13 protein-coding genes and 1 other RNA gene are annotated in these 25,392 nt (G+C 53.3%); 9 read left to right on the plus strand and 5 right to left on the minus strand.

Annotated features, from left to right (window positions below; all coding sequences use genetic code 11):
* The 3 genes from V6944_RS16080 to V6944_RS16090 all read left to right on the plus strand — a co-directional run bounded on the left by V6944_RS16080 (position 1) and on the right by V6944_RS16090 (position 2,376).
* Complete coding sequence (locus V6944_RS16080) at positions 1-459, plus strand: hypothetical protein (RefSeq protein WP_333499674.1); 459 nt, start codon at positions 1-3, stop codon at positions 457-459.
* 312 nt (positions 460-771) lie between these two features.
* Positions 772-1,599, plus strand: coding sequence for a hypothetical protein (locus V6944_RS16085; protein ID WP_085335206.1), 828 nt, complete (start codon positions 772-774; stop codon positions 1,597-1,599).
* A complete protein-coding gene (locus tag V6944_RS16090; protein ID WP_109885629.1) occupies positions 1,600-2,376 on the plus strand; it encodes a hypothetical protein in 777 nt (258 codons plus the stop codon).
* A gap of 63 nt (positions 2,377-2,439) precedes the next feature.
* Here the strand turns inward: V6944_RS16090 and V6944_RS16095 are convergent, their stop codons facing one another.
* Positions 2,440-3,660, minus strand: a complete 1,221-nt coding sequence (locus tag V6944_RS16095) for an integrase domain-containing protein (protein WP_333499675.1) — start codon at positions 3,658-3,660, stop codon at positions 2,440-2,442.
* Positions 3,661-3,827: 167 nt separating this feature from the next.
* Positions 3,828-4,190, minus strand: a transfer-messenger RNA (tmRNA) gene (ssrA, locus tag V6944_RS16100).
* A gap of 554 nt (positions 4,191-4,744) precedes the next feature.
* On the opposite strand from ssrA, the gene V6944_RS16105 reads away from it, so the two are divergent.
* The 4 genes from V6944_RS16105 to V6944_RS16120 all read left to right on the plus strand — a co-directional run bounded on the left by V6944_RS16105 (position 4,745) and on the right by V6944_RS16120 (position 21,678).
* Positions 4,745-16,930 carry an Ig-like domain-containing protein gene (locus V6944_RS16105; RefSeq protein ID WP_333499676.1) on the plus strand — a complete coding sequence of 4,062 codons (12,186 nt, stop codon included), beginning with the start codon at positions 4,745-4,747 and terminating at the stop codon, positions 16,928-16,930.
* A 97-nt stretch (positions 16,931-17,027) separates the two neighbouring features.
* Positions 17,028-18,341 carry a TolC family outer membrane protein gene (locus V6944_RS16110; RefSeq protein ID WP_333499692.1) on the plus strand — a complete coding sequence of 438 codons (1,314 nt, stop codon included), beginning with the start codon at positions 17,028-17,030 and terminating at the stop codon, positions 18,339-18,341.
* 23 nt (positions 18,342-18,364) lie between these two features.
* Positions 18,365-20,512: a type I secretion system permease/ATPase gene (locus V6944_RS16115; protein ID WP_333499677.1), complete on the plus strand. Its 2,148-nt coding sequence runs from the start codon at positions 18,365-18,367 to the stop codon at positions 20,510-20,512.
* Entirely contained in the window at positions 20,509-21,678 is a 1,170-nt protein-coding gene (locus tag V6944_RS16120; protein ID WP_333499678.1) for an HlyD family efflux transporter periplasmic adaptor subunit, read from the plus strand. Before V6944_RS16115 ends, V6944_RS16120 begins: the two co-directional genes overlap by 4 nt.
* A 44-nt stretch (positions 21,679-21,722) precedes the next feature.
* Here V6944_RS16120 and smpB read toward each other — a convergent pair whose 3' ends face one another.
* Positions 21,723-22,205 (minus strand): SsrA-binding protein SmpB, encoded by a 483-nt coding sequence (gene smpB, locus V6944_RS16125; protein ID WP_035894933.1) that lies wholly within the window; start codon positions 22,203-22,205, stop codon positions 21,723-21,725.
* 151 nt (positions 22,206-22,356) lie between these two features.
* Here smpB and V6944_RS16130 point away from each other — a divergent pair, with 151 nt between their 5' ends.
* On the plus strand, positions 22,357-22,794 hold the full coding sequence (locus V6944_RS16130; protein WP_035894934.1) for a type II toxin-antitoxin system RatA family toxin: 438 nt from the start codon (positions 22,357-22,359) through the stop codon (positions 22,792-22,794).
* Positions 22,784-23,068: an RnfH family protein gene (locus V6944_RS16135; protein ID WP_333499679.1), complete on the plus strand. Its 285-nt coding sequence runs from the start codon at positions 22,784-22,786 to the stop codon at positions 23,066-23,068. The genes V6944_RS16130 and V6944_RS16135 overlap by 11 nt, the downstream gene beginning before the upstream one ends.
* Positions 23,069-23,214: 146 nt before the next feature.
* Here V6944_RS16135 and bamE read toward each other — a convergent pair whose 3' ends face one another.
* Both bamE and recN read right to left on the minus strand, forming a co-directional pair.
* Complete coding sequence (gene bamE, locus V6944_RS16140) at positions 23,215-23,553, minus strand: outer membrane protein assembly factor BamE (protein WP_333499680.1); 339 nt, start codon at positions 23,551-23,553, stop codon at positions 23,215-23,217.
* A gap of 148 nt (positions 23,554-23,701) precedes the next feature.
* Positions 23,702-25,363: a DNA repair protein RecN gene (gene recN / locus V6944_RS16145; protein ID WP_333499681.1), complete on the minus strand. Its 1,662-nt coding sequence runs from the start codon at positions 25,361-25,363 to the stop codon at positions 23,702-23,704.
* Positions 25,364-25,392 lie beyond the last annotated feature (29 nt).

Here is a 25,392-nt window from a genome sequence, read left to right on the forward strand (position 1 = left end):
ATGTATTATTTAGTATTTGTAGTTTTTATGATTTTATTTATTATTTTTTGTATGCTTTCAGTTATTTACGCTGCTGAGATCTATCAATGGCAGCATTATAACGGATATAAGTTTAAACGGTGGCTAAAAAGCGGAAGTATAAAAAAAGATGAGAATGAAGGGAAAATAAAAAGACAAGTGAAGAAAATGACTATAGATTATATATTAAAGCTTCTTAAAAAATACAATATTGATTTTGACGCTAACGAGTTAGCAAAAGCAAGTTTTAATATTAAGCTAAAGTACTATAAACTTATATTGGCAGAAAAAGAAAGGATAAAAGAAAATAAACTATTAGATGAAGGATTGAAGAAAAAAATAAAAACTGATACTTTTGACGCTGAAAAGTTTCAAAAAGAAGCTGATGAACGTTATAAGTTATTCATGGAACGCCGCAATCTCTCCAGTAAGACTAAATGACAACTCCAATATTTAGGACGTCAAGAAGAATGGCGGGGGTTCCCTTTTGAGGGTTCCGCTATTGTTCTTGACGACGGTCAGATCACATATCCTTCGCATTGTGGGATGGTGCACTTGGTGAGCCATCCTGCCTGCGACGCTCGGTTATCTTATTTTTATTGTTATTAATCATTTGGTTGCGTCCTTTTGGAGGCAAGGTAAGGCTGCGGAAAAATTTTTTGTAATACATATAGGCATGATTGAAATTTTTAGACATAATTAAGATATTTCTGAGTGAAAAGCACTCAACATCAACACATAAAGAGAACTTCAATGATTAATCTAGATATGGATGTTGTAGTCGGTCATGGGCAAGATGATTTTGAAGAGCTAGAAATGACTTCTGGCATAAAAGTTTTCAGTGGGGCTTCGGATATAACACAAATTACAGCAAGCACAATATTAGATGATTCGGTTCCTAAAAAATCAACATCTATACATGGGCTTAGGAATATTTTTAAACATACTTTCGATGGTTCTTTTGGACAGAAATTTTGTGTCAGGATAGAAGATCCAGAAAAAATAACCAGATTTAACGAAATTGGGAAAACTGTTTTTTTTGATGTTATGTCTTATTACATCTCCAAAGGGATGGGAGAGGTTCATAATCTAACTAATCAAGCTTCGATAGATCTTGTAAATGAGCTTGAACCTTTAGAGAGAACTCTCCTGAATAGGATTCAGGATCCTATTGAAAACATGCATCGCACTGTTGATAAACAAGGGTATAATGTCCTATTAAGAAGGAGAACTCCACAAAGGAAAATTATCGTAGCTAAAATGGATTCGGCTACTTTATATAATATAAATATTGAACATGAGTCTCCTCAACCAGTACAAGAAAATGTCATAATAACAAGATTTAATATGTTAACTGGAACAGGTAGGCTTTTACTTGACAGGCAATCTGATTCTATTGCTTTTAGGCATGCTTTAAATTGGGAGCATGTTCTTCAAAGCCAAAAAAACAAATTTTCAAGGAATCTTGATGTTAACAACAGGGGCGGTAGAGATGCTTTCATACCAATAACTATCTCTGCTATTGAATTAAGAAATCACATAGGCGAACTTAAAACTTACATTATACAAGAAGTCCTTTAAATGAAGATGTCTACCTTGAAACTGATTACTGTTTTAATAATATTGGTTGTTTGGTATTTGTATTTTTCTCACTTTAATCATTGGGATAACCCTTTAGATCTCCTAAATAAAGAGAAGTGGATGGGGTTTTCTGATGATAAAGGGGATTGGGGAACTTTCGGTGATTTCGTTGGTGGAGTATTAAATCCCCTTCTCACATTCATAACTATTGTTATGCTTATAAACTCTCTAAAATTGCAGAGGGAAGCTAACGAAATATTGATTAAAGATGAAAGAAGGCAAGAAAAAGATCTCATGTTAAAGAGGTTTGAGGATAGCTTTTATAATCTCATATCTTCGGAGCGGGAAGAGTTTAGCTCTTTTTCTATAACTATAAATAATACTGAGTTTAAGTCATCTAATGCGGTCTCGGAAATCGAGCAAGCTATATGGGATTTTATTCAAGCACAGATAAGTGATAATGGAGAATGCGAAGTTATTGAGGTTAGACGTTTTATAGATAACATAGATAATGAGTCTTCTATGTCTATATTTTCAATGGTAAGGTGTGTGTATGTTGTTTTCAAAGTTGTAAAGGAAAAGTGCCCAGAAGAACACCGAGACTATTATCTTGATATTTTTGTTAATATGATGCCTGTAAAGTTAGTTAATTTGGTTTCTATAATGTCTGTTTATATGGACTGGAAGAGTATTTCTTATATTAATGGTAATGGGAAAGGGTTCATAGATAACGAAGGTGTTCAGAAGTATATAAATACTTTGAAAGATCTCCACTGATGATTAATCATCAGTGTGAGAGGATTTTTATAACATAATATGTTAAGTTAGGTATCATCCATCTTAAGCAACCATAAACTTATATTTTTGTGCTTGAACGTAATCACTCCACCATTGCATTAGCTCGGCACGTTCAACTAAATATTCCGCACGGTTATAAGCAGCGATAATTTCATCTTTTTTTGAATGAGCGAGAGCTGCCTCAAGAACTTCTGTTCTGAACTTACCAGATTCCTCTGCGGCTGTTCTGGCTATAGAACGCATACCGTGAGCAACCAGTTCACCTCCGAATCCCATTCTAATTATGGCGGCATTAGCTGTTTGCTCATGCATATGATTAAGAGGTGCTTTGATGCTGGGGAAAACCCACTCACGATGCCCGCTGATTGGCTGCATTTTTTCGAGGATGCGTAGTGCTTCTTTGCTAAGCGGAACTTTATGAGGCCGTTTCATCTTCATGAACTCTGGCGGGATGTTCCAAAATTTATTCTTTACATCAATATCTCCCCAACGCGCCCGAACGGCTTCACCGGGACGAACCCAAGTCAACAACTGCCATTCAATCAGCAGACGCGTCTCAAGACGGATAGAGGCGTTAGATAAAGCAATCATGAATCGCGGTAGCTCATTTGGAGGTAGAGCTGGCATATTTTGCTTCTTAGGCTTACTGAAACGGTGACCGAGGTTATCCGCTGGGTTGAACTCGATGAGTTCTTCTGTTGCTGCCCAGCGGAATATTTCATTTAGTCGGGAAATGATGCGGCGTAGCGTCTCAAGCACACCTCTCTGTTCTATAGGGTCAAGATGCTGTTTTAAAAGCTTTGGACGTATTTCTTTAATTGGAAGATGCCCAAGACCGGCGAAGATGTTTTTTTCAAGGCTGCGCCAGATGTCTTTTGCGTGATCTTCTGAGATGCCGGAAGTTTTGACCTTCTCTTCAAGCCACTGCTTCGCAACTGTCTGCAGTGTGTGTTCAGCCGCATCTTTTAGCGCGTTAGCTTTTTGTTCGTTATGAGATTGTGGATCTATACCATTCGCTAGCAAAGATAAATATTCGTCGCGCAAAGCTCTTGCTTGAGCAAGCGTTAAGTGCGGATAAAATCCAAGACTCATTTTCGAGCGCTTCTTTGACACTGGAGCGGCATAGGCTAGATGCCAGATTTTCTTACCACTTGGTTTGATACGCAGGAACAAGCCGTCTCCATCCCATAGCGTGAACTCTTTCTCTGTGGGCTTGGCCTTTTTGATCTCTGTGTCAGTGAGTTTTGTTGCTACCTTCGGCATTTTTGCTCCCTCGTTTTTACTCCCTCATCGACGAGGGATAATAGGAGGGTGCCATAAGGAGTGGTTTCTAGCAATTCTCAGTAGACTTCACTGGACATGAAAAAGGCCGCAAACCCTTGTGGAATGCGGCCTTAGTAGACTTGAGTAGACGTCATTTTACTAAAAAGTGGTGGAGCTGGCGGGAGTTGAACCCGCGTCCGAAATTCCTACATCCTCGGCACTACATGCTTAGTCAGTCTTTACATTCGCCTGGCACCTGCGGACAGACACGCCACTACCAGACTAGCCTGATTAGTTTTAACGCTTCAACCCCAGGCAGGGCTTCCACGCGATCTCTTTTGGGTTTGACCTCTCTTTGATCCCCGTCTTAAGAGCGGAAGCTAGGGAGAGAGGGCTCAGAGCAGGTTATTAAGCTGCTAAAGCGTAGTTTTCGTCGTTTGCGACTATTTTTTGCGGCTTTTTACGAGGCCAACCGCCCCTCGGCATGCACCTTGGGTTTCGCAAATCCCGTCGAATCCAGAATCAGCCCCAATAGTGTGGCGACAAGTATAACAGATTTGTTATGTGGCGTGCCAGCCCTGATTGTGGCGAGGGGCGATATGGAAGATGTGGCTAAAATCTAAACGGCTAAAGCGTGTCGAATGTGGTCCATTTTTTGCATTTACGGCGATAGAAACGTATCGCTGAGGAAATATAAAAGCGAAAAATAGGATATATCATGTATATCAAAAAACTCTTTTTAACATGTTGATTGTTTAAATTTTAATTAATTTTCTTCTATTACTGATTTAGCACTGCTTAACTTATTTTAGGTAATTTAGAGATATATTGTACATCGCGAAAAACAACAATATTTTGTTACCTTTGCATTTGCCTATACATAGAAAGTTGTATATATGTTTTTATATTGTAGTTCTTTAGTACTAATGAGGATTTATTGAATTTTACTTAAAAAACAATCACATGCATTTTATCGCGATGTGCGTAGCAGAAGTGATGATTTTCGCAAATCTAATACTGTGCGTTAGCTCTCGTGTAAACGAGAGCTGTCGATCATATTCGATGTTTTTTTCGAGGTGAATCTATGCCCCCGTCAAATAGCCTGCCAGGCAGCGTCGATGTATTAAACCGGAAAACCGGTAATCTTGTGATGGAATATACCAAAGAAAGCGATCGGGTTGTTAATCTGACGCAGTCGAGCATTGTTCGCGTTCATGCATCTCCGGATGTGGTGGGGTCTTATGATCGTCAGGGAAATGACCTGATTATCCATATGAAGGACGGCACGACGGTACGCTACCAGAACTTCTTCCTGCTGGATGAAGAGGGGTTACATAGCGAGCTTGTCTTTGAAGATCAGAATGGCGTGCATCATGCTGTATTCCCGGCGGTGACGGAGGCTAGCCCCGTTGCGGCAGAAGCCATTGTGCCGGTATACGCTGATGTGGCACTCGGTTCGCTTATTGGCGCAGGCGGTTTGTCAGCGCTTGCCATATTGGGCGGCATTGCTGCCGTTGGCGGCGTGATCGGTGTGGCGGCAGCGGCGAGTAATAGCGGTGGTGGTCATAGCGGTAATAATGGCGGTGGGGATAATGGCGGCGGGGATAATGGTACCAATCCTCCGCAGCCAACGACGCCGGTCATCACGATATCTCCTGTTGCGACCGATAACATCATTAATAAACAAGAAATTGGGTCGGCGCAGACCGTTAGCGGCAGCATTCAGGCGCAATTTGCGGGCAGTACGCTGACGATTAGTGTAAATGGGCAGACCTGGAGTACCACGATTCATTCTGACGGCAGCTGGAGCACCCAACTGCCGCTGTCACTGCTGCAGACGCTGGCTGATGGAACCTATTCTCTGAAAGTGAGCATCACCACGCCGGGTGGTTCGACGTTCAGCAAAGAGAGCGTCATCACGGTTGATACCACGCCACCTGACCTGACGTTAACCTCCTTTGCGACCAATAATACGGTGACGCAGGCGCAGCAAAACGCCGATAAGATTGTCCGCGGCTATATTGATGAGAAAGATGCGGGGGCAACAATCGTTGTCACGTTTAACGGGAAGCCATATTACGCGGTGGCCGATGCAAAAGGTCAGTGGCAGCTGACGATCCCTCAGGCCGATATGGCGCTTTTGCAGGATGGGCACACTTACACGGTGACCTACAGCGTTAAAGATCACGCCGGTAACGAGACCCAGCAGCAGGTCACCGTAACCACCAACTTCTCTAAACCTGACCTCACTTTCGATCTGTTTGCTAGCGATAACGTGGTTAACTCGGCGGAAGTGCAGTTGAATCAGATTCTTTCTGGTCATACGGTCAACGTTGCCGCCGGGCAGATTATTACTCTTACTCTGGGGACGAAAAAGTATTATGCGGAAGTTGGCGGTGATGGAAGCTGGAAGGTCACTATCCCATCTGGGGATTTAGCGGCGCTTGCGCAAGGCGTAAATGCGATTAGCGCTGTTGTCACCGACATTAACGGTGATCTCATCAACAGAACGACTAACGTCACGATGAGTACCACCCAGCCGGGGATCGCCATTGCGATTCTCTCTACGGATGATTACTTGAATGCTGCTGAAGCGCAGCAATCGCTGGAGGTTCGTGGTATCACCACGGTGACCGGCCCTGGTGCTGCAATTGTCGTTACCGTGAACGGTAAAAATTATACGGTCACTAACATCGATAGCGCGGGTTACTGGAGCGTGAGTATCCCGTCTGCGGATCTGCAGCAACTGAAAGATGGCGCGAATGTCATTAAGGCTGTCGTGACGCAAGGGACCAATACCGCCCAGGATGAACACACCTTAAACGTTCAGATTCACCATCTGCCGCAGCCAACAATCAATGCGCCTTTTGTTGATGGCTATCTGAACAGCGCCGAGAAAACCACAGATCAAATCCTGTCCGGGAGCACCGGGGTGTCCGGTACCGGTCAGCATGTCACGGTGACCGTTGGCGGGAAAATCTACCAGGCAACGGTAGATGGTGATGGTAACTGGAAAATCACCGTGCCCGTCGCCGATCTGCAAACCTTCCCTGATGGCCCACTGGCGATTGCCGTCAGCGTGACCGACGCATCGGGCAATGCGGGATCCCTTGCGGAGATTGTGCAGGTGGATACCATTGCGCCTGCATTGTCGGTGTCACCGTTAACGAGTGATGACAAACTGAACGCGGGTGAGTTGAGCAAAGATCAGGTACTCAATGGCGTCAGCGCGACCAGTGAAAGTGGTCGAACGGTCACGGTAACGCTGAATGGGAAAACCTATACCACGGTGGTGGGCGGGGATGGTAACTGGCAGGTGAAGCTCCCTGCGGCGGATCTGGGACAGCTCAGCAACGGCACGTACACCCTCACCGCATCGCTCACTGATGCGGCGGGTAACAAAACCACCATCACGCATAACGTGGCGGTCAAAACGACCGTTCCGACCCTCAGCGTACAAGACCTCACTGACGGCAACTCCCTGAATGCCGCGGAAGTGAAGGTTGATCAAACCTTGCGCGGCTCAAGCAACGCCGAAACCGGCAGCGTGGTGACGTTGAACCTGGGGGGGAAAAGCTATACCGGCGTGGTAGATGCGCTGGGTAATTGGCAGATTGTTTTACCGGCTGTTGAATTACAAAAATTCACTGATGGCACGCAGAGCTATTCCGTCAGCGTTATCGACGCCTACGGGCAGACGAAAACCATCAATGCCAGTTTTGGCGTGGATACCACGACCAAGGCGATTGCGATTAGCATCGTCGCCAATGATGACTATCTGAATCTCTCTGAGTCGGGGAGTCCGCTGGTTGTGAAGGGCAATAGCGCGGGTCTGCCGGAAGGCACCATTATTGTGGTGACGCTCAATGGCAAAGTTTATACAGCGGCAGTCACGGCGAATGGCAGTTGGCAAACGACGATTTCGGCTGCCGACCTGGCTCTGCTGAGCGACGGTCTGAACACCATCACTGCTCAAGCTACGACGCCGGATGGCACGGCAAGCGATAATCACAGCTTCACTGTGATTATCCATAATTTGCCACAGCTTCAGGTGGATCTACCGTTTGTTGATGGTACGGTCAACCTGGCGGAATCCACCCAGAACCAGCTACTGACCGGCCATACCAACGTAACGGGCGCAGGTCAAACCGTAGTGGCCACGCTTAACGGTCAGCAGTATATTGGCGTGGTTCAGAATGACGGCTCATGGTCAGTCACGCTGCCTGCCGGGGCGATGGAAAGCTTACCGTCGGCACCGGGTACCATTACGGTCGATGTTAAAGATGCCGCGGGTAATACCAGCTCCGGAACGATTGCTTTTAACGTGGATAAAACGCCGCCAACCGTGACGGTCTCGCCGCTCAATGGCAACGACGTGCTGAGTGCCGCGAACGTGCAGAGTGGACAGACGGTCAATATCAACGCATCGGGGGATACGGCGAGCGTGGTGGTTACGCTTAATGGCGTACCGCATGCCGCGACCCTGACCGGAGGCGTCTGGCAGGCGCAGTTATCCGCGACCGAACTGGGTGCGCTGCCAAATGGCGTAACGTCCTATACGGTGACGGCGACCGATAATGCTGGCAATACCACCACCGTAACCCGCACCGTCACCCTGGATACCCTAGCGCCGAATGTGATTATCGATCCGGTCACTCGCGATAACCTCATTGATATTGCTGAACTGAACAGCGGCATTATCCTGACCGGGAAAACCGTGCCGGCGGATCCGGGGAGCGTTGTTACCATCAACATTAATGGCGCGACCGTCTCGGGCACGGTTGCTGCCGATGGCAGCTGGTCTATCCCGGTCAACGCCAATGTGCTCACCGGGATGGTCAACGGCACGTATCTGATGTCAGTGACGGCGTCAGACCCGGCGGGTAACACCTCAACGGCGCAGAATGTGAGCTTTAAGGTGGATACCACCAAGAGCGCCATTATGGTGAGCCCCGTTGAATCTGACGATAAAATCAGCGCTGCGGATATCAGCGATGGTTTAACCATCGCCGGGAGCACGGCGCGGGTTGCCGAAGGCACCACGGTCACCATCACCCTCAACGGTAAGCAGTACACCACGCAGGTTAACGGTAGCGGTAACTGGCAGCTCACCATCTCGAAGGCGGATGCTGCCGCCGTTGCCGATGGCACCGCGACGGTCACCGTGGCCACGAGCGATGTTGATAATCTTCCTGTCAGCGGCGAACGGCAGTTCACCATTATTACGCATCAACTCCCGCAGCCAGCGATTAGCGTTCCCTTCACCGACGGCGTGGTGAATGCGGCTGAAGCCGCTGCCGGTGGCTCGCTGAACGGCACCACGGGGAACAAAGGCGGGGGACAAACGGTCACCGTTACGCTGGATTCAGGCACACCGATGACGGCAATCGTGGACGCGAACGGCAACTGGACATTACCGCTGACGCCTACGCAGTTGGGGGCGCTCGGCCAGGGTAACCATACCATTACCGTGACGGCAAGCGACGCGGTGGGCAACCAGAGCAGCACCACTACCGGGCTGATGGTTGATACGACGCCTCCGACGCTGGGAATTAATAGCGTCACCAGCGATAACATCGTCAACACGGTGGAAGCGGGCGGCGCGCTGAATATTACCGGTACCGGGTCGTACGATCCTCTGCATGCGCAGGCGGTCAAAGTGCTGGTGAATGGGCAGAACTACGATGCCATCCTGCAGCCGAACGGAACATGGACTATCACACTGTCTGCTGGCGCATTGGCAAATGTGCCGGATGGGCCGGTCACGGTTAAAGCGACCATTACCGACTACGCAGGCAATACCACGACCACCTCCTCTAGCTTTATGCTGGATGCCTCAGCGGCTAACGCCCCATTGGTGCAGGTGAATAAAGTCTCCGGCGATGATTTTGTCAGTAAGCTGGAGTCACAAAGCGATCTGACCGTGAGTGGGACGACGACGAGGGTGGAAGATGGGAGAACGGTCACCGTCACGCTTAACGGGCAGAAATACACCACTACGGTCTCTGGCGGTGTCTGGTCGCTGGATATTCCTAAAGGGGATGTGGCTGCGGTACCGGACGGTTCTCAGGTCATTTCAGTGTCGGTTAGCGATGTCGCGGGTAACGTTGCCTCGGCTGGCCATAGCGTGACCTTTGTAACGCACGAGGCTTCGCAGCCAACGTTAATCATCAATACCGTCGCGCAAGACGATGTGATTAACGCCCAGGAACATGACAGGCCTTTGGATATCACCGGGACGTCTACTCATCTTGCCTCGGGTACGGTTGTCACCGTGACGTTAAATAACAAAACCTATACCGGTACGGTGGATAGCGCCGGGAACTGGAAAATTACCGTTCCTCAAGCCGATGTGGGTAACCTGCCTGAGTCCACCCCGGGCACTCCTTACTACGAGATCTCTGCCAGCGCTCAGGATGCGGCACATAACCCGGCATCGGCGACGCATAATGTTGCTGTCGATACCAGCGGCCCAGAGTTGACGGTGACGCTACCAGGCTCAATTTTGGCTGACGGGTTGATTAATATTGTTGAAGCCAGCGTAGACCAGATCATCACCGGGACCGGTACGCCGGGGCTGATGGTGAAACTGGATATCAACGGCACGACCCTGGTCGCCTCGGTGGGCAGCACGGGTAGCTGGAGTATGACTATCCCGTCGAGTGTGTTGCAAAGCCTGGGACAAAGTACGACCAATCTGCTGTTCACTTCCACTGATGCTCAGGGCAACACTAAGCCTGTATCTGTTCCCGTCGACGTGAATACCGTGACCGCGCCGACGATAGCGTTGGGCAAGCTGTACACCGATAACATTGTCAGTATTGCCGAAGCCGCAGTGAAAACGACGCTGACCGGCGCGGCTACCGGGCTGGCTGATGGTACGCCGGTGACGCTCACCATTGGTTCGCAGACATTCTCTGGCAGCGTCTCTGGCGGTATCTGGAGTGTCGATATTGGCGCGGGGGCGCTCAAAACCAGCGGTGAGTTGACCGCTACCGTGTCGGCAATGGATGCCTGGAAAAACCCGGCAACCGCGAGCGGTTCGTTGTCGGTGATACTGACGCCGCCGACGGCGACGTTGCCAGCGACACTCTTTGGTGACAACTATATCAACCAGTTGGAAGCGAATGCGGGTTCTCAGCTGTCGGGCTCTACGGGGCAGTTGGGTGCAGGCCAGAAAGTGAGTATCTCCATTGACGGCGCGGCGGGCATTCCAGGTGTTGTCGATGTTAACGGCAACTGGTCGGTAGTATTGTCGCCAGCGCTGCTTAATAGCCTGGATGACGGCTCGCATACTGTAACCGTGACGGTCATTGACCGTGCAGGTAACAGCACCACCTCCACGCCTGTTAATTCATTCAATGTATTGACCGATTTGTTGCTTCCACCGCAGCTAGGAACGGTGTTCACCGATGGACTGCTGAATAAAACGGAGTCAACGGGTCAGCAGACCATCTCTGGTCAGATCAATACCAGCGTGTCCAATGTTGCCAGCGTAACGGTGAGTCTGAATAACGGCACGCCTGTTACCGCGACGATTAATAGTGATGGTACCTGGTCGTTGGATCTGTCACCTACGGTGCTGGGCGCACTGCCGGATGGCACCACGACGGTGGTTGTCACCGTGACGGACAAAGCCGGTAACGTTGTCACGGGGCAGGGTAACTTTGATGTGCTAACCCATAGCCTGCCTGTCGCCGCATTTAACACGCCATTTGGCGATGGCGCCATTAATTTCAATGAAATCAGCGCCAATCAAATCATTACCGGAAATACGGGGGTAACGGGGACCGGTCAGACGATTAAGCTGAGCTTTAACGGCCATATCTATAGTAACGTGACGGTGGGTACTAACGGTGAATGGTCGTATACCCTGACACCGGCAGATATGGTGGGTCTTAAGGATGGTGACACGTCGACCCTGACGGTTACCGCGACTGACCGGGCGGGCAACGTCAGTGCTCCGGTCAGCGTAGATATCGGGGTGCATACTAATGTGCCGGCGCCAACAGTGAATGGTCTCTTTGGCGGCGACGCTATCCTGAATATTGTTGAGGCGGCCGGGCCGCTGACGCTGAGCGGTAGCACGGGTATCACTAACGGCAGCAACCAGTACGTCACCGTGCAGATTGATATCGGCGGCGTCACTTACACCGCCAGTGTGAATAACAGCATATGGACGGTGAACTTGCCTGCCGGGGCATTGCAGTCGCTCGATCCGTCCAACTCTCACGCGATCATCGTCACCGCCGAGGATCAGTACGGAAATAAAACCTCTGAATCGGTTGGCTTTAACGTTGACTTCACGGTACCAACCGTACAAATCACCTCGTCTATCTTTGGCGATGGTTATGTGAACAATGCGGAATATACCCAGTCAGGCGCGACAGTGACCCAACTGAGCGGGACGTTTACCACGTCACCGTTATACCTAACGGGCGCAAAAGTGACGGTCACGATTGGCAGTCAAAGTTTTGATGCTGATGTCACCGGTAATAGCTGGGCACTGAATGTCTCGGCTAACGATTGGAAAAGCATCACCGAGCGAGGTCAGACGAACATTCTTGTCACCGTGACGGATGGCGGAAAAAACAGCGGCACCACAAGTGCGCCGGTGATTATCCAGATTACTGAGCCGACGGTGAGCGTCACCACCTTATTTGCTGGCGATGGCAAATTGAGCTATCTCGAGAGCCAAACCGCGCAGACCATCGCCGGGAACTCCACCAACTTGCAGGTGGGTGATACGGTTCGCGTGACCTTCACCGGGAACAACGTGGTAGGCGGCATTGCCCACAGCTTCGATGCGCTGGTGAAGGCAGACGGCAGCTGGTCTCTGCAGATTTCGACTGCCGATATGAAGCTGTTGCAGCCGGGTGAGGTAACAGTTCAGGGGATCGACAAAGCCGGTAACACCGGTAGCGCGACAGGGGTTCCGGATCTGACTATCGATCTCACTCCGCCGTCTTACGCGGTGCTGATGGACCCGGTGACCGGGAATAACCTTGTCGCTGCAGACGAGGTCGTCAACGGTTTGGTAACGATTACCGGGCACGCACTGAATCTGGCGGGGCAGCAGATTACGCTCTCCTTGCAGCCCAGCGGTGGCTCTGCCACGCTGCTGACGACAGTGACAGTTCAATCGGATGGCTCCTGGACTTACGCTCTACCGCAAGGGCTGATACCGGACGGTACCTATACCATTACTGCCACGAGCGTGAGTCAGCCACAGACGCCCGTGGCCTCGCAGACCTTTACGGTTGATACCATTCCTCCCACGCTCACCGTTAATCAGTTTACCGGTGACAACATGGTCAACATTAATGAGAAAGCCGCCGCGCAGACGATTACCGGGACATCCGATGCCAACGGTAGCCAGGTCGTGGTCACTCTCAATGGGAATACCTATTACGCGGTGGTAGCCAACGGCAGCTGGTCTGTACTGGTGTCGCAGGCGGACATGGCGGCACTGAGTGGGAACAGCGCGACCATCACCGCGAAAGTGAGCGATGCGGTGGGTAACCAGGCTCAGCAGTCGCAGACGTTCACCATCGATACCACTGCACCGCTGTTGAAGGTCGACGCGGCCAGTATCCCTGCCGTGCTTAACACGGGGGCTGCCCTCGCAGGCCTTGTGGTTAAAGGGCTGGCAGACCCCAATACGGATGTGAAAATTGTCGTCGGCCCGCTGACCGTGACGGCGCACAGTGATAACGATGGTAACTGGAGCTACACCTTCCCTCAGCTTGATCTGAATAAGCTGACCGATGGGCCGCAGGTGATCAGCATCACCTCAACGGATAGCGCAGGTAACGTGAGTTCCAATACCGTGTCGCTGAACGTCGCGCTCAACAAAACGCTGGGTGTCGTTATCGATCAGGTCTTTAACGATGGCATTCTGAACGTTGCTGAATCACTGGTTACTCAAACCCTGACCGGGCGGATCAGCGGTGATTATCGCGGCGCAAAAGTCTCGCTGACGATTGCCGGGGCCAACTTCACGATTAACAATCTGGCTGTAGGTAGCGACGGTTCTTACTCCTTCCAACTGCCGCCGTCTATCTGGCAGGGGTTGATAAACCAGACGCTGACCGCGCGCGTGGATGTGGTGGATGCCAACCAAAACACCACTTATCAGACTATCGACTTCAACCTCGCGCTGACCAACCTCCCGGTGGTCAGCAATGTGCTGACGGCGGTCGATAACGTCATTAACGTGGCGGAAAGTAAGGTCGATCAGACGATTTCCGGTACGGTGAGTACGCTGGCGAATGTTACCAACGTCGCCATTACCTTTGGTGGGCGGGTGGTCAATGCCACGCTGACCGCCTTAGGCGATGGTACCGGGAAATGGGTCGCCACGTTGCCAACATCCATCCTGAGTCTCCTGCCTGACGGCCTGGCGACGGTAGGTATTGCAGTAACGGATAAATACGGCAACGTCGTGAACTCGACATCAACGATCACTATTGCAACCCGCAACTTGCCGACAATCACCCTGGATCCGCTTTTTGGCGACGGTACGTTGAGCATCAAGGAGCTGACGAACGCCCTGCTGAGTGGTACCTCTACGGGGCTTGCCAACGGCGTGATTACCGTCACGCTGGGGAGTGGCCAGACCTTCACCACCAATGCGGATGGGAGCGGGCGCTGGTCAGTCGATTTAAGCACGGTGGTATCTGCGTTGCAGACGCTGGGAACCGGTAACGTTTCAGTGACGGTCACCGCCAACGACCAGTACGGTAACCCGGCATCGCAAACGGGTCAGTTCAAACTCGACCTCGTCGCGCCGGTTATCAGTAACGTGGTGGCCTTTGGTGATGGCCTGCTGAACGTGGCGGATTCGCTCCTCAATCAGACCATTACCGGCGTAGTGAGCAACGCGCCGCTGGGGTCGACCGTCGAGGTGGTGATTGGGGCGAAAACCTTTACCGGTACCGTGGCGGCAAACGGCACCTTTACCATCAACCTGACCCCCGCAAACCTAAGTGGTCTGCTGGATGGGGTCTTTGCACCGCAGATCAAAGTGACGACGCCGGATGGTAACGTCGGGACGGGCGTGGGGGCGAATGTCACCATTGGCGTGACAAACTTGCCGTCGGTCGCCATTACTTCGCTGTTTGGTAATGATGGCTGGCTCAATCATAACGAAACGACGTTAGCGCAAACCATCTCCGGTACGGTAACGGGCACGACGACGGGTACCGTCACGGTAACCATTGGTTCAACGCCGTATCAGGTGCCGGTAATCAATGGTACCTGGGCGCTGCAACTGGCTGCCGGTACGCTGGCCTCTATCGCTGATGGTTCATTGAAAGTGACGGCCAGCGTGACGGATGCGGTGGACAATATCATCAGCAGCAGCCAGGTGGTTGGCACTATTGTACAGGCGGTACCGTCCATTACCCTGGGAACCTTGTTCGGCAATGGCGTGCTGGATTTGCTTGATTTGCTCACGAACCCGATCCTCTCCGGCACGAGCAGCAACCTGGCTGTTGGTACACAAATCAACGTGACGGTAGGAGGCTTGTCGCTGACTGCCACCGTTGGTGCGGGCGGAGCCTGGCAGATTCCGATCGCCGCCGTCTCGCTACAAGGATTAACCGACGGTACCAATAACTTGCAGGTAAGCGTGACGGCAACAGACGTTGCGGGCAACGTGGCAACGGCGAGCAAATCGGCTAGCGTGTCTATTCAGGCGACGCCGACGGTCTCGATTACGTCGCTGTTTGGTGATGGCGGCCTGAGCCTGGCGGACCTGAGTCTCGACCAGGTTATCTCCGGGAGCAGTGCGAACGCGATTGGTTCAGTGCTGACCGTGACGCTTGGCACGAAGAGTTATACGGCCACTGTCGCGACCGACGGCAGTTGGGCTGTGACGGTACCAAAAGCCGATCTTAGTCTGTTAGCGGATGGTACCCCGACGGTGAGCGTGTCGGTGAAAAACAGTGCGGGCAACACGGCGAGCACCTCCGGCGTGTTGGATGTCATTACCCACAACCTGCCGACGGTGACGTTGAACACGCTGTTTGGCAGCGATGGCTTACTGAACATTAGTGAGGCTGCCGCCGGACAAAGCATTACTGGCAAGATAACGGGGGTAGTGAGCGGGACGAAAGTCGTGGTGAGCATAGGTGGTGCGCAGATCAATGCCGTTGTTGCAGCAGATGGTACGTGGTCGGCAGCGGTGAGCTCCACCATCCTGAAGGGCTTGACCACCGGCAGCGTGCATATTGGCGTGGCCGTAACAGACCCGGTTGGGAACACCGCCGCAACCTCGGTTGATGCAGGGGTTAGATTTACGCCGCCAACGTTATCGTTTAACGCGCTGGGTAGCCTTGTGGGGGTACTCAATGTTTTGCTAGGGAAGTTAACGCTCACGGGCGGTTCAACCGGTCTGCAAACGGGCGCTACCGTCAATCTCAATCTGGCTAATCTGGCGAAAGGAACGACTACCGTAGGTGCTGATGGCAAATGGACGGCGCAGCTTGATATCTCATTGAATCTAATATCAATTCTATCGCTCAGTACGATTGTTTACCTCTCAGCAACCGATGCAGTGGGTAATACCGGCTATCTCAACATTGGATTAAACGGGAGCAATCCGACCACGACCCCACCTGAGGGAACAACCACGCTGGCGGCAGAAGCCGCCACCTTCTCTCTGATGGCTGCCAGCGTGCCGGATAGCTCAGATTCATCGAGCCAATCTGCGGATACCAGTAGCACCACCACGGCGCATGCCACCACCGTGGCAACCACGGAAAGCGTAACGACGGAGACCACCTACACCATCGGCGGCCTGAGCGTCGACCTTGCCGACGGCACCACGCAGACCGGCGACACGGTACATGGCGGCGCCGGTAACGACACCATCCATCTCTCATCGCTGGGCTTTACTGAAATCGACGGCGGCGCGGGAACCGATACCCTGGTGCTGGATGGCGCCAATATCATCCTGAATCTCATCGAACTGGCAGGAAAAGTTCACAACATTGAAGTTATCGATCTAGGCAAAGCCGGGAACAACAGCATCACGCTGGACGTTAACGAAGCGCTGACGATCACCGATAAACCGGAAGACGACCTGCTGATCAAAGGCAGCGACGGCGACCAGATCAACCTGAAACACGGCACCGGTGATACCTGGGCGATTACCGGTCAACGTGAAGTGAACGGCGTGCAGTTCGACGTTTATCACAACAGTTCGCAAACCAATACGCTTAGCGATGTCCTCATTCAGCACGGACTGCATGTCAACATGGTCTAACGGGAATTAACACCTCAGGGACGAGGCGGGCAATCAACAATATCACCACGGGCAATCCTAAGGTGGAAAAATGAAACGTGCCGTATCTCTACTGTTAATGATGTTACCGATGGCTAATCTGTTGGCGGCTCCCGGTAACGAAGGACAATATCGGTGGCAATCGGCCCCAAGCGAACAGCTTCAGGCTCAGCTGACCATTAAGGAAGCGATACTGCGGGCGTTTGCCCGCAACCCGAAAATCGCCCAGGCCTCCGCGCAGATCCGCGTAGGCCGGGCGAATCTTGATGAAGCGAAAAGCGGCTGGTTCCCGCAGATCTCCCTGCAGGGCAACATGGGGCGATCGCACCGAACTGACTCTGCCGGATCGTTGAATAACAACGGTTCTGGCGGCGTTTCGCTAAAACAGCTGCTGTACGATTTTGGTAAAACCGGCGGCAGCATCGATGAGCAGTACAACCTCTCCGACGCATGGCGCTTTGAGCTATACAGCGCCCTCAACGATGTTGGCACACAAACGCTGCAAACCTATCTGCAGGTCAAGCGCTACCAGGCGCTGGCGCAGGTCGCGCGCAATAATATCCAGTCGCTTCAGGCTATTCAGGAGATGGCGAAACTGCGTGCCCAGGCGGGCCTGAGCTCGCAGTCCGACGTGCTACAGGCGGAGTCGCGTATCGCCGGCATGAACGCCACGGTTGCCCAGTTTGAGGCGCAGAAACGCACCGCGCAGGCGGCGCTAAGCGTGCTGACGGGCGTCGTTTCTGACAACCTGCCGGATCTCCCTGAAGATCTGATGAAGCAAAAATTCTCCGTTAACTCCCTTCCGTATGAACGCAGCAATGCGGTGCGCAGCGCCCAGTCGAAGCAGCTGGCGGCGGAGCAGCGTATTCGTCAGGCGCAGGCCCAGCACTGGCCGACCATCTCGGTGCAGGCCGGGCGGACGCGCTATGAAAACGATCAGAGCAACTACTGGGACGATCAGGTGCAGCTGGTGGTGGATGCGCCGCTCTACCAGGGCGGCGCGGTCAGCGCTCGCGTGGATGCCGCCGAAGGGGACCGGGCAAGCGCTCAGGCTCAGGTTGAAGCGAGCAAGCTGGACATGAACCAGCGCGCCGCGACCGCCTGGGCCGATCTGACCGGTGCCCAGATTCGCCAGCAGGCTGGGGAAGCGCAGTCGGCCACCGCCGAATTGGCCCGCCGGGTTTATCGCGATGAATATCGCCTCAGCAAGCGCAGCCTGAACGATTTGCTGAGTATTGAACAGGACGTTTTTCAGGCCGATAACGCCACCATAACCGCACGCTATGACGCGTGGGATGCTGCCGTACGTTACGCGGGGGCCGCCGATAACCTACTTGATATGTTAGGTATCGAGCGCAGCCGAACCGTTGGTGATGACTTACCCGCACTATAGACAACACGGATGCAGGAGTGGTTATGCAACAGCCGGATACCGAAAGCTGGATCAATGTGATGGTGCGCGCGGCAGGCCGCTTTGGCCTGCCTGCGGATGCGCCTGCCGTGCGTCAACAGATGCGCTGGTTTGAAAATTTACCGATCGACGTGCGCCTGCAAAGGCTGAGTGGGCTGATGGGGCTACAGGTGCACCGGGTCCCGGTGGCGAAAATGCGCTGGAGCGCGCAGAACCTGCCCGCCATCGTGCAGATGGAAAGCGGCGAAATCATGCTGCTGGAGTCGCTCAACGCCGAGGGGCTGGTGACCTACTGGCTCAGCAACGGCGGCGATCTGGTGCGGGAGGAGGCGCTGGAGACGCTGCTTGAGCGGATCACTTCCGATGTGGTGATGCTGGGTATTGCGGTACGCGGGCGTGACTCGCGTATCGATGACTTTACCCGCCCGTGGGAGGCGCACTGGTTCTGGCGTCATTTCCGCCATACCGGGCGCAAGCTCTCTGAAATCGCGCTGGCTTCTATCGTCGGTAACGTCATGGCGCTAGGGGGGATTCTGTTTTCGATGCAGGTCTATGACCGGGTTATTCCTGCCCAGTCGTTCCCTACGCTGTGGGTACTGTTTTTTGGCGTGCTGCTGGCGGCAGCGCTGGAGTTCTCTATCCGCCTGGCGCGAACCTACATTTCGGACATCATGGGCAAACATATCGACCTGAATTTATCGTCGATGTTTTTTGCCCGGGCGATGTCGATTAAAAACGATGCCAGGCCGAAATCCACCGGATCGTTTATCTCGCAGCTACGCGAGCTGGATCAGGTGCGCGAACTGCTGACCTCCACGACGGTGGGTGCGGCGATGGATATGCCCTTCGTGCTGCTGTTTCTCGTGATCATCGCGATGGTCGGCGGCCCGCTGGTGGTGATCCCGCTGATCGCGATCCCGTTGATTGTGATCCCCGGTCTTCTGGTGCAGTGGCCGATGGCCAAGCTTGCTAAAGAGGGGATGCGTGAGAGCGCCATTCGCAACGCCGTGCTGGTGGAGTCGATTGAAGGGGTAGAGGACATTAAAGCGCTGCAGGCGGAGCCTTACTTCCAGCGCCAGTGGGAAACGACGCACGCCGTTGGGGCCAGCATCGGCATGAAGCAGCGAATCTGGGGGGCGCGGCTTAGCGGCTGGGCATCCACCGTTCAGCAGATCACCTACGCTGGCATGTTGGTATTTGGCTGTTTTCTGGTGATTGATGGCAGCATCACTACCGGTACGCTGGTGGCGTGCAGCATGCTGTCGTCGCGCACCATTGCGCCGCTGATGCAGCTGACGATGGTCTTCTCGCGCTGGCAACATGCGAAATCGGCGATGACCGGGTTGAACGAACTGCTGAAAAAACCGCTGGATAAAGAGTCGGACAAGAAGATGGCGCACTGCCCGGTGCTGGCGGGGCACTATCAGATGCAGCAGATGCAGTACAGCTATGACGTGGAAAAGGGCGAGCAGGCGCTGAGTATTGACGGGCTGGAGATTATGCCCGGCGAACGGGTCGCCATTCTGGGGAAAACCGGGGCCGGGAAATCCACGCTGCTGCGGCTTTTTTCAGGGCAGGTTCAGGCCACCAAAGGCAAAACGATTATCGATGGCGTTGATATGGCGCACATCGACCCAACCGATGTCCGGCGGCAGGTTGGGTATCTCTCGCAGGACTCAAGGCTCTTTTTCGGCACGCTGCGGCAGAACCTGATGCTGGGTCATCCTCATGCGACCGAAGCGGAACTGATTCAGGCGCTGCGGATTAGCGGGGCGATTACGCTGGTGCAGCAGGATGCCGCGAGCCTCGACCGCATGATCAACGAAGGCGGGCGCGGTTTATCGGGCGGGCAGCGGCAGATGGTGCTGCTGAGCCGCCTGATTGTGCGTAACCCGCAAATTGTGCTGCTGGATGAACCAACCGCGTCGATGGACGAACAGCTGGAAGAGTGGGTGATTCGCCAGCTTCAACAGTGGCTAACCGGGCGCACGCTGGTGCTGGTCACCCATCGCCCGGCCCTGCTCAAGCTGGTCGACCGCATTGTGGTGCTGGAAAACGGGAAGGTGGTGGCCGACGGCCCGCGCGATACGTTACTGAACCAGGCGAGGAAGAACAGCAACGTCGCCTCGCTTGTTCCCGGAGGTGCGCAATGATTGAAGCGAAAATGCAGGATGAGCTGAACCGCCAGAGCCGTCTCTCGTCGTCGGTGGTGTGGTTAAGCTTTCTGGGCCTTGCCGTCTTTGTGCTGTGGGCCCGTTGGGCGATTCTTGATGAGGTCACCGTGGGGACCGGCAAGGTCACGCCCTCTACCCATGCGCAGGTGATTGAGAGCCTGGACGGCGGTATCGTCAGCCAGCTGCTGGTGAAAGAGGGCGATATTGTCAATCGTGGGCAGATGCTGGCGCGCCTCGACCAGACGCGCTTTCAATCGAACTTTGGCGAAGCGGCGGTACGCGCTCGCTCGCTTAGGGCATCCAGCGAGCGTTTAAGTGCAGAGCTGAGCGGGCTACCGCTGAAGTTTAGCGCCGAATCACTGCAGGAGCCCGCGCTGGTCGCCCGTGAGAAGCAGCTCTACGAGTCCCGACGTAGAACGCTGATTGAAACCCTCAGTAATCTGCAAAAAACGCTGCAGCTGGTGGATGCGGAAATCCGGATGACGAAGCCGCTGATTGCCCGAGGGGCAGCCGGTGAGGTAGAGGTGATCCGCCTGGAACGTCAGGCCGCTGAGCTGCGCGGAAAGATGGATGAAGCGCGCAACCAGTATGCGGTGCGGGCGCGGGAAGAGCAGGTGAAGAATGATGCCGATCTGGATGCGCAACTGCAGGTGATGGCGGGTAAAGCCGACCAGGTTCAGCGTGCATCACTCTTTTCACCAGTGCGCGGGGTGGTGAAAGATATTCAGGTGAATACCGTCGGGGGCGTGCTGCAGCCCGGCGGCAAGCTGATGGAGATTGTCCCGCTGGAAGATCAGCTGCTTATCGAATCGCGGATTAACCCTCGCGATATTGCCTATATCCGCCCAGGCCTGCCGGCGACCGTCAAAATTACCGCCTACGACACCTCTATCTACGGCGATTTAAAAGGCACCGTCGAAGTGGTTTCGCCTGACACCTTGCAAGATGAGGTGCGCCGCGATCAGTTTTACTATCGGGTTTACGTACGCACGCAACAGGCGGAGCTGGTGAATAAACAGGGTAAGCATTTCCCGATCATGCCGGGGATGATTGCTAACGTGGAAATTAAGACCGGGCAGAAATCGGTACTGGATTACCTGATTAAGCCGCTGAACAAGATGAAGGAAGCGCTGAGGGAACGGTGATGGAAACGACGCTTGCCTGCGGGTGCAGGCAAGCGTTGCCATAACTAGCGGCCAGCATGTTTCATAATGCGGGCTTTATCGAGTTGCCATTCGCGATCTTTCAGATCGGAACGTTTATCGTGCTGTTTCTTCCCTTTCGCCACGCCGATTTTTACCTTACACCAGGCGTTTTTCCAGTACAGCGATAGCGCCACCACGGTGTAACCTTCGCGGTTGATACGCCCGAACAGCGAGTCCAGTTCGCGCTGGTTAAGCAGCAGTTTACGGGTACGTGTAGGATCGCAAACGTAGTGCGTTGATGCCACGGCCATCGGGGTGAAGTTCGCGCCAAACAGGAAGGCTTCGCCGTCTTTCAGGATGACGTAGCTGTCGCCAATGTTGGCTTTACCTGCGCGCAGGGATTTCACTTCCCAACCCTGGAGGGCAAGGCCCGCTTCAAATTCTTCTTCGATAAAGTATTCGTGGCGGGCGCGTTTATTCAGCGCAATCGTGGCTGATCCAGGTTTGTGTGCTTTTTTCTTTGTCATAATGTCCTGAACTTATCGCTTATCTCAATAACACTGCCTCAAGCTCCCGCGAGGCGCAATGGGTTATCTTAGCACGATATAGCCCGCCTCCGTTTTTTTTAGCAGTAGATAAATGATACTATTTACGCCGTGTTCGATCATGGAAATTGCTATGCCTCAGATTAGCCGTACTGCGCTGGTTCCCTACAGCGCGGAGCAAATGTATCAACTGGTGAACGATGTGAATGCCTACCCGGATTTTATCCCCGGTTGTACAGGCAGCCGTGTTCTGGAGTCCGGCCCGACGCAAATGACGGCGGCGGTGGATGTCTCTAAGGCAGGCATCAGTAAAACCTTTACCACGCGCAATACGTTAACCAGCAACCAGAGCATCCTGATGCATCTGGTCGATGGGCCGTTCAAAAAATTGATTGGCGGCTGGAAGTTTACGCCGCTGAGCCAGGATGCCTGCAAGATTGAGTTCCAGCTTGATTTTGAGTTTACCAACAAGCTTATTGAGCTGGCGTTTGGCCGCATCTTTAAAGAGCTGGCGCTGAATATGGTGCAGGCGTTCACGATGCGCGCTCGCGAGGTCTACAGTGTCGGGTAAAATCGCCGTAGAAGTCGCGTATGCGCTGCCGCAAAAGCAGTATCTGCAGCGGGTGACGCTGGATGAAGGCGCAACGGTGGAGCAGGCCATTCAGGCAAGCGGCCTGCTGACCCTGCGTGATGATATTGACCTGACAAAAAATAAAGTCGGTATCTATAGCCGCCCAGTAAAGCTCGACGATGTGATTCACGACGGCGACAGGGTAGAGATTTATCGCCCGCTGATTGCTGACCCGAAAGAACTGCGTCGCCAGCGCGCCCAGCAAAAAAGCTGACTATTCTGTAGCCCGGACGAGGTGCGAGAGCACCGACTCCGGGGTTTCCCCGGCGTCACTACGTTCGGCCGGGCTACACAGATTGTAGACATAAAAAAAGCGCTCATTGAGCGCTTTTTTTGCATCTGTTACACACCGCCGCTGATTTATTTGGTCAGCGCTGGCTTGTTGTCGATATTCGTCAGTACGCCGCTGCTGTTGAAGGTCAGGGTCAGCGTCTGCTGAGTGACAGCTTCATGACCCGGCTGCTGGCGGAAAACGTAGAACCAGGTGTTGGTACCGAACGGGTCGGTCATCATCGGGGTACCTAAGGTATAGGCAACCTGTTGTTGCGTCATGCCAACGCGGATTTTGGCAATGTCGTTAGGTACCAGGTAGTTCCCCTGACTAATATCAGGACGGTAAACCACTCGCTCCAGAGTGGAACAGCCTGCAGTCATCATCAGAAGAACCGCTGCGGCAGCAGTCAGCGTTTTACAGCGCATAGTGATTTGATTCCTTTTCGGGCCCGAGCAGTACGCGGCTCATATGTAATGTGCCGATGATAATAGACCTGAGGTAAGTTGGAAACCTTTGATATCAGGTCTTACGGCGTTTTTATTGTGAACTCAGACTCTAAGAAATCAAAAAAGTTTATGCGGCCAGCAACTCTTTCGCGTTTGCCAGCGTGTTCCGCGTAACTTCGCTGCCGCCGAGAAGGCGCGCCAGTTCCTGCAGGCGAGCACGTTTATCCAGCGGCTGCATGTGCGTTTCGGTCATTGCGCCGTCGGTCTCTTTGCTGACGTAGAAGTGGTGGTGCCCACAGCCTGCAACCTGCGGCAGGTGCGTTACGCACATTACCTGAGTCGATTCACCCAACTGGCGCAGCAGCTTGCCGACGACTGCCGCCGTTGGGCCGCTGATCCCTACGTCCACTTCATCGAAGATCAGCGCCGGGGTTTCCATTTTACGCGCGGTAATCACCTGGATGGCTAACGCAATACGCGACAGCTCACCGCCGGACGCTACTTTAGCAATCGCCTGCAGCGGCTGGCCGGGGTTGGTGGTCACGCGGAACTCAATGCGGTCTGCGCCTTCGGCGGTCAGGTGCTGTTCTTCAAAGCGGACGTCGATATCGAACAGACCGTGCGGCATGGAGAGCATGTGCATACTGTCGGTGATTAGCTGTGAAAGCTCCTGGGCGCTTGCCTGACGCTGTGCGTGCAGCTGGCAGGCCGTTTCCATCGCTAACTGGTGATGACGGGATACCGCGTGTTTCAGCGTCTCCAGCGAATCGCTCTGGTCGTCGAGCAGTTGCTGTTCATCCAGCAAGGATTGATAGTATTCCGGCAGTGCTTCCGGCGAGATTTGGTGCTTACGTGCGAGTGAAATCTGTTTCGATAGACGCTGTTCCAGCTCGTACAGACGGTTGGGGTCGAGATCCAGACGGTCGCAGTAGTGGCGTAGCTCGTCGCTGGCTTCACTCAGCTGAATGGCCGCTTCTTCCAGCATATCCAGCACGCCAGCGAGTTTACCGTCCATGCTTGCCAGTTCACCTGCCAGCTGGCGGGCGGTGTAGAGCTGGCTTTGCAGGTTGACGTCCTCACCATCGGCGAGGATTGCCAGCGCATGCTGGCTGGTGGCGATAAGCTGCCCGCTGTTGGCGAGGCGCTTGTACTCTTCGTCAATTTGTTCGTATTCGCCCGGCTGTGGGTTGAATTCGATAAGTTCTTTCAGCTGATACTGCAGTAGCTCTGCGCGAGCGGCGCGTTCCTGACTTTGCTGCTGATGGGTGGCCAGATCGCGGCAGCTTTGGTTCCACAGACGGTAGTGTTCGGCCATCTGACGGGCGAGCTCTGACTCACCGACGTAGGCATCAAGCAGGGTTTTCTGATGTTCAGGCTTCACCAACTGCTGGTGGGCGTGCTGACCGTGAATCTGGATGAGTAGCTGACCCAGTTCACGCAGCTGCGACAGTGGTACCGCGGTGCCGTTGATAAAACCGCGTGAGCGGCCGTCGCTGCTGATGACGCGGCGCAGCAGGCACTCGCGGCCATCTTCCAGTTGGTTCTCTTCGAGCCAGCGCAGGGCGGCCGGGGTATCTTTGAGTGCGAAACGGGCGCAGAGGTCAGCACGGCTGGCGCCAGCACGAACCATGTCAGCTTCGGCGCGTCCCCCCAGGCATAAGCCGAGGGCATCGATTGCAATTGATTTACCGGCCCCGGTTTCGCCGGTGATGGCCGTCATGCCGCTGTTGAAGTCGATTTCAAGTTCACGAACGATGGCAAAATTGCTGATGGTCAGTTGTGCTAACATAGCCGTTTTCCTGTATGAAAACCCATAAC

It is taken from the genome of Kluyvera sp. CHPC 1.2972, assembly GCF_036759925.1.
Classification (GTDB): domain Bacteria; phylum Pseudomonadota; class Gammaproteobacteria; order Enterobacterales; family Enterobacteriaceae; genus Kluyvera.